This window comes from Anaerosolibacter sp. (assembly GCF_029240175.1).
Classification (GTDB): Bacteria; Bacillota; Clostridia; order Peptostreptococcales; family Thermotaleaceae; genus Anaerosolibacter.
The window spans coordinates 1-13257 of sequence record NZ_JARBTM010000024.1 but is presented as its reverse complement, the minus strand read 5'-3'; the positions used below and the strand labels follow the sequence as shown (position 1 = coordinate 13257).

Here is a 13257-nt window from a genome sequence, read left to right as displayed (position 1 = left end):
TCTCATGAATAGCGTAATCTTTTAATAGTATTCTGATTATTAAATTAGAACATATGTTTGTATTTTCCTTTATAAAATAGTAAAATATTACTATGATAAAGGGGGTGAGAACATATGATAAAATCAGTTAAAATTAGACTAAAACCTACCAAAGCGCAAGAAATATTTATGTTTAAATCTACTGGCGTGGCAAGATTTTCATACAATTGGGGACTTGCTAGATGGGAAGAAATGTATAGAGAGGGGTTAAAGCCTTCAAAAGCCAAAATAAAAAAAGAATTTAACAACACAATTAAGAAACAAGAGGTATACAAATGGCTTTATGAGGTAAGTGGACAGATTACAGCACAGGCTTTTGATGATTTGAACACTGCTTATGACAACTTCTTCAAAGGTAGAGCAAAAAAACCTAAATTTAAGTCTAAGAAAACATCAAGAAAATCCTTCTATGTTAGATATGATGCAATTAAGTTTAAGGATAGAAAGGTGAATATAGAAAAGATAGGGAAAGTAGAATATACAACGAACTATGAAATACCGGACTTGCCTAAATATAATAACCCTAGATGTCACTTTGACGGTAAATATTGGTATCTAACATTAGGTTACGAACACGGTGAAAACCAAGCCGAATTGAATAAGGATTTAAGTATAGGGATTGACTTAGGACTAAAAGATTTAGCAATAATCAATCACGTAGATCAACCTATTAAAAACATTAATAAAAGTGCCCAGGTTAGAAAGCTAAAGAAAAAACTTAAAAGATTACAAAGACAAGTATCAAGAAAATATGAAATGAATAAGCAAGGGACTAAATTTGTTAAAACCAAGAACATCATAAAACTAGAAAAACAAATAAAGCTTATTCATAGAAAACTAGCAAATATCAGAAATAACCATATTCATCAAACTACGAATATGATTGTCAAGCTAAACCCCTACAGAGTGGTTATGGAGGACTTAAACATAAATGGTATGATGAAAAATCGACATTTATCAGAAAAAATACAAGAACAAAAATTCCATGAGTTTATGCGACAGATGAAATATAAATGTGAATTTAATGGAATAGAATTTGTTCAGGTAGATAGATTTTATCCTAGCAGCAAGAAGTGTTCATGTTGCAACAGTATCAAAAAAGATTTAAAACTAAAGGATAGAATCTATAGATGTGATAAATGTGGATTGGTCATTGACAGGGATAAAAATGCTAGTATAAATCTTGGTAACTATAAATTAGCAGTGTAATCACAGAAAAGGACCTGCTAATATGTAGGGTGTGTTGTACCGGAATTTACGCCCTCGGAGTGTTATATCAAAGGAGAGTAGTGAACTTTTCGGAGTCACAAAATCGGACACGTTGAACAGGGAATTAAAATAAAATTTATGAGACTTTATAAGGTTTTCAATAGGTTTTAATAGATTTTATGCAACGGGCTGTTATGAGTTTGATCATGGGAAACAAAGAATATACATGCACATTTGAAATCACAATAGATTTGATAGGCGGAAAATGGAAGCCTATTATTATTTGGCATCTTGGAACAAAAGGGACAAAAAGGTTTAGTGAGTTAAAAAGACTCCTTCCGCAAATAACGCAAAAAATGTTAACACAGCAGCTAAGGGAATTAGAGAGTGATGGTTTGCTTGAAAGAAAGGTGTACCCTGAAGTGCCTCCAAAGGTTGAATATTCGTTAACAAATTCAGGTGAAAGCCTAATGCCTATTCTTCGTATGATGTGTGAGTGGGGAGAGAAATACTATGATCATGCAGATCTAGACAAAGATTGCAGCAATATTTGAGCCAAAAGGGGGAGACTTTTTTGACACTGCTCTCTTCACCAATAAAATTAAAGACTGTAGGGCATTGCCTACAGTCTTTTTTGTGGATACCTATATGCTATAGAATCATTGATCTACTAAATCCATACGTAATTAAGTACTAGATAAACAGCGTAAAAACCCACTAAAAACATACCTTCTTTTTTAGAGATCACATCATCTGAGTTTTTGGCAAAATAACGGAATAGAAAAAGAACGATTAGCATGGTTGGAATTTGAAGCTTGTAAAAATTAACTGGCACATCAAGGCCACCCTTTGTAACAGCTGCGGCACTTCCCACTACAAAGAGTACATTCAGTATATCAGCACCAATGATGTTACCCACAGCTAGTTCACCGTGACCTTTTCTAACAGCAGTGATTGCTGTGATTAATTCAGGAAGGCTTGTACCAAAAGCTACTAAGGTTGCAGCGATGATACTTTGGGGTATACCCACACGAACAGCAGAGATTTCAACGGCTGGTATAAGGACTTTTGAAGACAGAATAACAAGGGCGATTCCCCAAATCAGCCGAATGATTTGAAGGAAAACAGGTCTTGATCCTTCTTCTAGTTCATACTCTTCAGCATCAGTGCTTTTCGCCCACTTCATTGAAACGTATAGGTATACAGCTAGAAGACAAAGAAATACGATGCCCATCCACTGGCTAATGTTACCACTGACGCCATTAGAAAAAAAGGGAAGACAGACTACGGCTAATAAGATACCAGATAAATATTGTACCTTACCTTGTTTGTTAATGGTCATTTGATCCACAGGTAATCGACCAATAATGGCCGCTAAGCCTAAGATTAATCCTGTATCAACAATGATTGACCCGATAGCATTACCCAAAGCCAGATCAGGGTTTCCATTTATAGCAGCTAACACGGATACAGTAGCTTCTGGCAATGTAGTTCCCAATGAAACAATGGTAGCGCCAATAACTACTTTTGGGATTCCCCAATGAACAGAAAGATGAACTGCCTCATCAACAAGGGTATCTGCACCTTTGCTTAGGGTATAAAGGGTAATTGCTACAATTAAAAATAAAATGATGGTGTTGAATGATGACAAATAATGCAAAACGAGTTCATCCATAAACATACTTCCTTTCTTTTGGAACAAGGTTTTTTGAGTAAGATTTATTTTGTAGATGGAGCTAATAAAAAATAAAAAACTCTACAATTAACTTAGGTTAATTGTAGAGTCTCACTAGACAAGACTGCCATCAAAGCCGGGAACTATATAGTTCCGAAATGACGACTTTGATCCCTTAAAAGGTCAGTTACTCCCTCTAACAGGGAAAAGTATATCTGAATTATTATATTTTGTCAAGAAATTGATAAGCCAGTATCACTATCTGGTCATGGTAACGGCTACACCTGGAGCAAGGGTATTTCCAGCAGCATCTGCACCTGCAGCTGTAGCAGCGGTAGTGATGATAATGTTACCAGTATTAAAGTTAGCACTTTGTGAAGTGAGCCTTACTTGATGATGCTTTGTATCCGGCGTAAGGGTAATGTCCGTAATGGTTGTACCATTAACTTTGACGATAAAATCACCAGCAGCTGGTGTTGTTGCGTTGCTGCCATGAATGGTTTCACTAAAGCTTAAAACAATGGCACCTGCAGCTGCATCATATGCTGCAGATTGAAGGATTGGTTTCGTACTATCAGTTAAGTTAACAGGTCGATCTATAGTAACGATCTTATTGCCAGCTAGATCCTCTACATCCACGATTGTCAGCATTCTGGTTTCGGTTTTATCGATGGAACCTGCGGGCATTGCGATTGTGGCAATATTTTGCCCTGTATTGAGTGTAATTACTGTATCAGATGGAAGAGCAGCACCGTTTAATCTAAAATTGTCAGGATCGGTAGCAGAACCACTGACGGCTCCGCCCTTCACAGCTTCACTAAAGGTAACAGTGATCTGATCTTTTGTTGTAGATGCAATGCTGGCAACCACTGGCTTTATAGCATCGGCTGCAGAAGTTGGAACGGAGATTGTAGCACCAAAGGCTGTGGTGGCATTACCGCCATTTAAAGCTTGATCCTTTAAAAGGCCCTTGGCAAAGCTAAAGGTATAGGCACCTGGCGCTAAACCCAATCCCTCTGCACCACTATTTCGGATTACCAACCTTGTATCACCGGCTCCGATTGGTTTAATATTTACATCGGTGATTTCCGTTTTTACACCAGTATTATTATTAATCAAAGTGATGCCTGATGCCAGCGTGCCTGTATTTCCTAGGGCAGCAAGGCTTTCATTGAAGGTAAATACAAACTCTCCATCTGTAAAATTATAGTCTGCCTTTGTTAGGGTTGGCGCTTGGGTATCTTTTTTTACAGTAACTCTATCGCTGTATTTCTCGCCAATATTATTTGCCAAATCCTTATAGTTTTCTACTGTAACCTGAAGAGATACGGAGGTCTCATTCTTGGTACCATCAAATAAAACGTTAGCCTCTGTTGGAAGCTGCACTCTGAAGATCTTGCCATCCGTAGTGGTAGTTGTAAAGTTGGGCAGTGCAACATTGTTTTTCGTAATTGACAGACCAAGGACAGCCGAATTATCTCCGCCAGTGGTATTGGCACCACTAATTGCTTCAGTAAAAATGATTTCCAGTGTATTTTCACCAACAGCATTGATATCGTCAACTTCTGGAGCCTCTGTTGTAATGCTGTAACGTAATGTGTCTTGGAAAAGATTCATGGTATTGCCAACAAGGTCTTTGGCACCGCTGATATAGATTGGATAACTTTTTCCAACCTCAATATTCGTTGGAAGACCTGCTTTAGCAATGGTAACAGAATCACTTCCTGGGACAAATGAAATATTGTCGGGATTGATTGTTTGACCGTTCAAAATAACTGTATCAGGCTTCGCAGACATATTTTCACTGAATGCAACCTTAATTGCGCCCACTTCCGTCGTAGAAATATTACGAATGGTTGGTAGGGTATGATCTGAGAAAAATAAATATGAAGTATAATCTGTAGTGGTACTAAGGGGTTTACCATCAACATCCATAATATTTTTGCTGACTTTTACTGTATAGGCCGTATCATTTGTCATTGCCGTATTTAATGTGAGAATGACAGAGGACTTGTCATCACCAAGCTTTGTACCAACAATGCTGTTGTCTGGGGTAATGGTATAGTTTGTCATGTTTTCAGCACCATTTACACCTGTTCCTGCCTCTACCTTGTTGTTGAATTGAATAAGAATATTCTTAGCATCGATGGCAGTAATTGATTCTACAGCTAAATCGCGAACGACTACGGTCGGTGTCACCGTACTTTGACCCTTTAAGGTTTCTCTGTCTATGGAGACAGTATAAGGGACTCCCGCTGTCATCTTATCTGTCGTAAGAACAGCAGATCGTCCATCGGTGCTGAGGGTGATATTAGTGACAGCAATCGTACCCCCGTTTGCATTGGCGATTTTTACATCTCCAGGAACCAATGCAGTAATGGCTTTGTTAAAATCAAGGCGGATCGTAGTGAGGTTGTCCGGTGTAACGGAGGCGGTAAATGTAGTGTTCTTTATAGCGTCAGCAGCTTGCTGTAAAGCATCTTTGTTGGTCAGGAATTTATCAATAACCACTGCAACCTGTTCCCTTGTGGCTGTATTCTTACCAAGGAAGCGATTGCTTTCATCTCCACGGAATAGTCCGTTGGCTACAGCAAATCCCACTGCATCCCGGGCATAGTCAGAAATATCTCCCTTATCTGCGAAAGTAAGTTGATCGCCCATTCCTTTGATGTCATCACTGCTAAGACGTAATGAGCGTACGAGAATAACAGCCATCTGCTCACGGGTAATACGAGTTTTTGGCGCAAAGCTGTCAGCACTCACACCAGAAATGAGATTATTGGCAACGGCGGTTTCAATAAAAGGGTATGCCCAGTTATCCTTTGGAACATCTTTGAAGGTGGGGACATCTGGTGTCACGGTATCTAAGCCCATGGCTTTCACCAACATGGTGGTAAAAGCATCTCGATCCATGGAAGCCTTTGGATTGAAATTTCCTTTCTCATCCCCTACGATTACCTGCTGACTCACGAGGCGTTCAATGGCAGCTCTTGCATACTCTGAGCTGGTGTCGATATCCTTTGGTGCTGCAAAAGCGGCGCCTGCTTGTCCCAGGGTAAGGGTTGTAAGCAGTACACCACCCACCATGAGTCGTACGGCACTAATCTTGATATTTGGATATTTTCTTTTTACATAGGATAATATGTCAGACTTGACTGCTTCTTGATTATCTTCGGTGGATAGTTCTTTTGAAAATTCCTCTTCCCGATTGAAAAGATGAATAACCAATTCATAGTTATTGCCTCTTCTTATCAGTTCTTCCCGTAAAATATTCATTGATTTAGCCTCCTTTGTATAGTGCTCTTTAGTAGTTTTCCAGTTTGAAAGAAGAATATGCTATGAAAGAACACTGGAAAATATGGAACAAGATGAAATCGTTAAAAATAGCAGTTTTTTCTAAGAATGTAAATCACAGAAATTTGATTTCTGAATAGTGCCATGAGATAATATAACAAAGTCTTGTTTGGAAGATTTAAAGGAGAGCTTTGTTGAAACACATAACGGAAATTATGAAATTATTCACAGCTTTTTAATGTTCATAATTTCCTATGTGTTATAAAAAAACAGTGGGGGTTTTCGTGATGGAAATAATTCATAAATACGACGATGAAAGAATATATGCCATTTTGCTGGTAGGATTAGAAAACAGCTTGCCTGAAGATATTTATGAATACGCTGAAATCGAAGACATGGATATTATAAATATTGTGGTTAAGGACATCACCAAGGAGTCAATACAAGGAAATTGCACGGTCTTTATCGATGGGGAAGATGGGGAGATTGAATATGATACAGAATTTGTTATCCTTTTCAACGAAGATAATTTGGTCATAGATGTTCAACTTTTCTTTGAAGCCCTTGCAGAATAAAATCAAGTAAGGAATATAGAGGGTCCAACAGAGTCAAAAGAATTGTCCCTGTGACTCGAGGATGAATGAGGTGTGAGGATGAATCCAAATCGTATATTAAAAGAATATTTTGGGTATGAAAGTTTTAGAAAAGGTCAGTATGAGCTCATTGAAGCCATATTAAAGGGACAAGACGTCTTAGGAATTATGCCTACCAGCGGGGGGAAATCTCTGTGTTATCAGATTCCCGCCTTGCTGATGGAGGGTGTAACCCTAGTGATTTCACCCCTGATATCACTAATGAAAGATCAAGTAGATGCCTTAAGGGAATCGGGTATATCGGCTACGTATCTAAACAGTACCTTGACTGCGCAAGAACAAAGGGCAAGGCTTGAAGAAATAAAAAATGGTGAGTATAAACTTGTGTACGTGGCGCCTGAAAGATTAAATGCATCAGATTTTTTAAATATCCTAATGGATATAAGGATACCCTTTGTAGCCATTGATGAATCCCACTGTATCAGCCAGTGGGGCCATGATTTTAGACCGAGCTACAAAGAGATTCCTAGATTTATAGCTAAGCTCAATCAACGGCCCATATTGGGTGCCTATACGGCAACAGCCACGGAAGAAATCATAAAAGATATAAAGGAAATTTTAAAGCTTCGTCGTCCTTTGGAGATTATCACAGGGTTTGATCGACCAAACCTTTATTTTGGTGTTGAAAAAGGAATAGATAAGAAAAAATATCTCTTGGACTATTTAAGAAATCATCAAGAACACTCAGGAATCATCTATTGTGCCACAAGAAAAGAAGTAGAGAGTTTGAGCAAAGAATTAGGAGACAAGGGTTTTTCTGTCAGCATGTACCATGGAGGAATGGGAAACGAAGAGAGGCAAAGAGCCCAGGATTCTTTTATCTATGATCAAAGTCTAATTATGATCGCTACCAATGCCTTTGGTATGGGAATTGATAAATCCAATGTTCGGTTTGTGATTCATTATAATATGCCAAAGAACATTGAAGCTTATTATCAAGAAGCTGGCAGGGCAGGCAGGGATGGAGAAAATAGCGAGTGTATTTTGCTATTCTCCCCCCAGGATGTAGTGAAGCAAAAGTATCTGATTGAAATTACAGCCATGCAGCCTGAAAGGGAATTGGTAGTCTATAAAAATCTACAGACCCTGGTGGATTACTGTCATACCCATGACTGTCTTAGAATGAGACTACTAGACTATTTTGGAGAATCATCGGATAGGGTACAATGTGGTAAATGCAGTAATTGTTTAGATCATAGAGAGAAGAAAAATATCACCTTGGAAGCCAAAAAGATTCTTTCCTGTGTTTATAGGATGAAGGAAGGCTTTGGTGTTACCATGGTAGCCAATGTCTTGCATGGGTCGAAAAACAAAAAAATCCTAGAATTAGGTTTTCAGCAGCTTTCAACCTATGGCATCATGGAGGATTATAAAACAAAAGAGATCCAGCAAATGATTCTTTTTCTTGTGGCAGAAGGGTATCTTGGTTTGACAGAAGGGAAGTATCCTTTGGTCAAGCTAACACCTCAGTCTGCAGCTGTATTAAAGGGAAAAGAAGAAGTGTATAAACGTCAAGATCTGACAGTCGTAGAAAGTACGACGGAAGCAGTCGTTCATGAAGACTTGTTAAAAGAGCTAAAGGTTTTACGTGGGAAGATTGCCTTAGAAAAGCATGTGCCTCCTTATATTATCTTTCCTGATACGACACTAAAAGAAATGGCCATGTATTTGCCAGAAAGCAAAGATGAATTGTTGAGGATAAAAGGTATTGGTGAAGTTAAGGGGGAAACCTATGGAGAAGCATTTCTCCATGTGATTAAAAGTTATATGAATGAAAATAATATTGAAGCTGTTGTTTCAACGTTAGACGAAGGCTCCCAAATGAAAGAAAAGGGGACAGACAAGACCAAAACCCATCTAGTGACCTATGCGCTGCATCAACAGGGTTTATCCATAGAAGAAATGGCTGAAGTGAGAGCTTGTACAGAAAACACGATACTAAATCATTTAGAAAAGTGTTTTGGTGAAGGGCTCGAGATAGACTTTCATGGAATGGTAGATGAGAATATAGAGCGACAGATATTAGAAGTGATTCACAAGGTTGGAGATGAATACCTCAAGCCAATCAAAGAAGCATTACCAGAGGAGATATCCTATTTTGATATCAAGAAGGTACTTTTAAAGCAGCGGAGTCAGCAGGCTGTTTAAACTTATTTCAGTTCTAAGATAGGGACCTAGCATAAGCTGGGTCTTTTGTTTTAAAAAAAGATAATGAATCAATACAAAATGTCGAAAAATAGCGAAACATTTGCTATTTTGTAATGGCAAGGTTTGGCAGGAAAATAACAAAAAAACGCTAATTATATAAGTAATAAAAAGAATTATTATTAAATGCTAGATGCAGAAATGTTAGTGTCTATTTAATACACAAAATCGTAATAGGGGCGGGGCGCAATCGTATTATGCCATTGGGAGATCACATTCACGAGACCTGAAGGGAAAGGGGGATATCCGATGAAGGTGAGGAAGGATGCAATATGGTTCGATGATAAAATTCGGGATATTCAAAGCCAGTTCTCGGATTATTTGGAAGCTAAAACTCAGTTGAAACCTAGGGAGGAAACACTAAAAATTATCGCTCTGTATGTATTCATAGGAGGACTATGGATATTGTTATCAGATATGATATTAAGCTTCTTGGTGAGGGACCCAGATATGCTTATACAGCTGGGAACCTACAAAGGCTGGTTCTATGTGGCACTGACAGGATTAATATTCTACTTTATCATTTACGAGAAGATCAACTTGTTTAAAAAAGCCGTTGATAAAATCTTTGAAGGTTTTGAGGATTTAAGTGCAACCCATGAAGAGTTGTTGGCAATGGATGAAGAGTTGATCCATCAGTTTGATGAAATTGAGAAGCATCGAAATGCATTAATGATAAGCGATCAGCGCTACGAGTTGGCAGTAGAGGGTGCCAATGATGGTATTTGGGACTGGGATCTGGAAAGCGACAACTATTTCTTTTCGTTAAAGGGGAAGAGCTCCTTTGGCTATGATGATACAGAGATTCCGAACCGACATGACAGCTGGAAACAACTGCTGCATCCTGAAGATCGGGAAAAGGCAGTGAAGCTGATAGAATCCTATTTAGCATCCCAGTCAGGAATATATGAAAGCACTTACCGACTGAAATGTAAAGATGGAGGATATCGATGGATTCTAAGCCGTGGAAAAGGAATTTGGGATAAGGAAGGCCGCCCTGTGCGGGTTGCTGGATCCCATACAGATATTACGGAGTATATGGAACTGCAAGAACGCCTTTATCAAGAAAAGGAGCTGTATCAAAATATTATTCATGGGGCAGCTGTGTTTATTTTAGGTGTGGATACGGAAGGTAGAATTTTTGAGTTTAATTCATTTGCTGAGAAACTGACAGGGTATACAAAAAATGAAGTGCTAGGAACCAAATGGTTTGATATGTTCATACCGCAGGAAAATAGAAAACAGACCGACGAGATCATGCAAGCCATCTTAAGAGGAGAAACAATACAAAACCAAGAAAATCAGGTTGTTACCAGAGAAGGCCGACGGGTGGATATTTTATGGAACAACAGTGTCTTCCGCGATAGCAAAGGCACGATTTTAGGTATTATTGCCATGGGGACGGACATTACAGAACGTAAAGCCATGGAAAGCAAGCTTATGTCCTTGGCCTACTATGATGGACTGACGAACTTACCCAATCGGCAGATGTTTGAAAAAATCTTAGAGAAACAGATACTACAGGCAAAAACGAATGAAAAAAAGTTAGCATTACTATACTTAGATTTAGATAATTTCAAGAAAATTAATGACACCCTAGGTCATCACTATGGAGATAAGCTGTTACAGGGTATTGCCGATGGACTTCGGGCCACGATGAAGGAGGGGATGAATATATCCCGTTTGAGTGGAGACGAATTTGCGGTTATTTTACCCAATGTGATGGATGCCACGACATTCCATAGTGAGGTGATTGCCATTATGGAAGCCATTAACAAATCCTGGGTGATCGAGGGCAACGAATTGTATATTACCAGTAGTGTAGGCATTGCTATTTATCCAGATGATGGACAAGATGTACAAGCCTTATTAAAAAATGCAGATACAGCCATGTATGCTGCCAAGGAGAATGAGAAAAACTCTTTTGCTTTCTATACCCCAGAGATGCATGAAAAGTCACTAAACTTTTTTAACATGGAAATGGACTTAAGAAATGCATTAATGAATAAAGAATTTATCCTTTATTATCAACCATTGATTAATTTGAGCACTGGTAAAATTATTGGTGTAGAAGCTTTGATACGATGGCTGCATCCTGAGCGGGGTATGGTTCCGCCCAATGATTTTATTCCTTTTGCAGAAGAGTCTGGGGCGATCATACATATTGGAGAATGGGTAATTCAGGAAGCCTGTCGGCAATTAAAGAATTGGTATAACATGGATTTACTCCAAATTTATATGTCTGTCAATTTGTCAGCGAGACAGCTCAGACAACAGGATCTTATAGAGAAAATTATCCATACTACCGACGAGATGGGGGTCAATGGAAGGAACCTTTTGTTTGAAATTACAGAAAATGTTGCCCTTCACGATTTGCGACAATCGATACATACACTAAATATGCTGCGGAGCATGAATATGAGGGTGGCTTTGGATGATTTTGGGACAGGATACTCCTCTTTAAATTATTTAAAGAAACTGCCGATTGATATGATAAAGATAGATAGATCCTTTGTAAGAGACATTACAGAGCACCTTGATGAACGGTTTATCGCCAAAACCATTATCGATCTTGCCCATAATATGAATGTTATTGTTACGGCCGAGGGCATAGAAACAGAGACGCAATATAAAATACTACAAGAGTATGGCTGTGATTTCGGACAAGGCTATTTATTCAGTAAGCCTGTACCAGCAGAAGAAATTGAGAAACTGTTGTTAAGAGATAAAAAAATTGATAATTGATGGCGGAGAGATTTTTACTGTATGGCAAGTACACAACCTCATTTTTCAAAGAAAAAGAGCTTCAGTCAAAAAAATGGCTGGAGTTCTTTTTCTTTGTTTTTCCATTGAAACCATCATTTTGTATTTCTGAGGTCTATCCTCTGTTATACCATATATTGCATCCCCCATGAAGCTGTATATCATTGTATAATATACCTAATATCGTTCATAAACAGTACATTTACGATTACTACAATATAGACAATGATAAATGAAAAGGAGATGAGTCTGAATGAATAAAATGAAAAAAGGATTATCTATGTTATTAACATCGGCCTTGCTTGTGGTACCATTCAGTTCAATGGCAAGTGCAGAAGCACAATATAAGGTATATGTGGATGGCAAGGAATACAACAAAACGAATCTTACCTATGTTACACCGTCCAAGACCTACAGAATCAAGGATGTGTATGCCTGGTATAAGACATACATAAAATATTATCCAAATAAACCTTTGCCCATCCCGGTAGAAGTTATAGAAGTCAATGGTGATGGGGAAGCTGCTCCTGGGCCAGTGCCACAACCAGTACCTCAGCCTAAACCACAGCCAATACCGACACCAGAACCCGAACCGACTCCACAGCCAATTCCGGTACCAGCACCACAACCAGTGCCACAACCCGCTCCAGCGCCCAAGCCTGCACCACAGCAGCCTGTGGAGACTGGAAAATACCAAGCTGGTGTCTATGAGATGCTGGAATTAATCAATGCAGAACGAGCCAAGGCGGGGGTTGCACCTCTGCAGCTTCACGAGGGATTGATGCCTGTGGCACAAGAAAAGTCAGAAGATATGGCGAGAAACAAGTATTTTTCTCATACATCCCCGACCTATGGAAGTCCTTTTGACATGATGAAACAATTTGGAATCAGCTATTCCACTGCAGGTGAAAATATTGCGATCAATTCTAGTGTATCAAGAGCCCATACGGCTTTCATGACTTCTGACGGTCATCGAAAGAATATTTTAAACCCTAACTTTACCCATATCGGTATAGGGATAGCAAAAGACACGACAAACTACAATAGTTATAAATATACACAAATGTTTATAAAAACTAGATAATTGTATGAATGAGGAAACTACGGAATATTTTCTGTAGTTTCTTTTTATGTTTATACAACCTTCAATTATGTCATGAATGACAGCGACACCCTGTTAATATCTTTATGTTGTCTATATGGCATTGACAACATATAATCTAGTTAACAGAAAAGTCTGACTAAAATGGCCATTTAGTTATGTCACTAATTATTCATGCCAAAATTTTATAAAAAGGGGGATTCATATGTCACAAGGTGCATCAGCAAGTGTAAAGGGCCCAGAAGGCAAAGGAACCAGAGAAGGAATTCAAAGGTTCGGTAGATTTTTAAGCGGTATGGTAATGCCAAACATTGGTG

8 protein-coding genes are annotated in these 13257 nt (G+C 38.6%); 6 read left to right on the top strand and 2 right to left on the bottom strand.

Features of this window, described 5'->3' with window-relative positions:
• The first annotated feature begins 114 nt into the window (after positions 1-114).
• Both K0R93_RS15655 and K0R93_RS15650 read left to right on the top strand, forming a co-directional pair.
• The gene (locus K0R93_RS15655; RefSeq protein WP_300303143.1) at positions 115-1248 is read left to right on the top strand and encodes an RNA-guided endonuclease InsQ/TnpB family protein; all 1134 of its coding nucleotides are present in this window, start codon (positions 115-117) and stop codon (positions 1246-1248) included.
• Between the two features lie 206 nt (positions 1249-1454).
• A complete protein-coding gene (locus K0R93_RS15650) occupies positions 1455-1802 on the top strand; it encodes a winged helix-turn-helix transcriptional regulator (protein ID WP_300303141.1) in 348 nt (115 codons plus the stop codon).
• A gap of 116 nt (positions 1803-1918) precedes the next feature.
• On the opposite strand, the gene K0R93_RS15645 is transcribed toward K0R93_RS15650, so the two are convergent.
• Complete coding sequence (locus K0R93_RS15645; RefSeq protein WP_300303139.1) at positions 1919-2923, bottom strand: calcium/sodium antiporter; 1005 nt, start codon at positions 2921-2923, stop codon at positions 1919-1921.
• A gap of 258 nt (positions 2924-3181) precedes the next feature.
• Positions 3182-6199 carry an S-layer homology domain-containing protein gene (locus K0R93_RS15640; RefSeq protein ID WP_300303137.1) on the bottom strand — a complete coding sequence of 1006 codons (3018 nt, stop codon included), beginning with the start codon at positions 6197-6199 and terminating at the stop codon, positions 3182-3184.
• 305 nt (positions 6200-6504) lie between these two features.
• Here K0R93_RS15640 and K0R93_RS15635 point away from each other — a divergent pair, with 305 nt between their 5' ends.
• The 4 genes from K0R93_RS15635 (at position 6505) to K0R93_RS15620 (ending at position 12922) form a co-directional block, all read left to right on the top strand.
• Entirely contained in the window at positions 6505-6792 is a 288-nt protein-coding gene (locus tag K0R93_RS15635; protein WP_300303135.1) for a hypothetical protein, read from the top strand.
• A 78-nt stretch (positions 6793-6870) separates the two neighbouring features.
• Complete coding sequence (gene recQ, locus K0R93_RS15630; RefSeq protein ID WP_300303133.1) at positions 6871-9018, top strand: DNA helicase RecQ; 2148 nt, start codon at positions 6871-6873, stop codon at positions 9016-9018.
• Positions 9019-9324: 306 nt separating this feature from the next.
• Positions 9325-11820, top strand: coding sequence for a bifunctional diguanylate cyclase/phosphodiesterase (locus K0R93_RS15625; RefSeq protein WP_300303131.1), 2496 nt, complete (start codon positions 9325-9327; stop codon positions 11818-11820).
• Between the two features lie 271 nt (positions 11821-12091).
• The gene (locus K0R93_RS15620; protein ID WP_300303129.1) at positions 12092-12922 is read left to right on the top strand and encodes a CAP domain-containing protein; all 831 of its coding nucleotides are present in this window, start codon (positions 12092-12094) and stop codon (positions 12920-12922) included.
• Positions 12923-13257 lie beyond the last annotated feature (335 nt).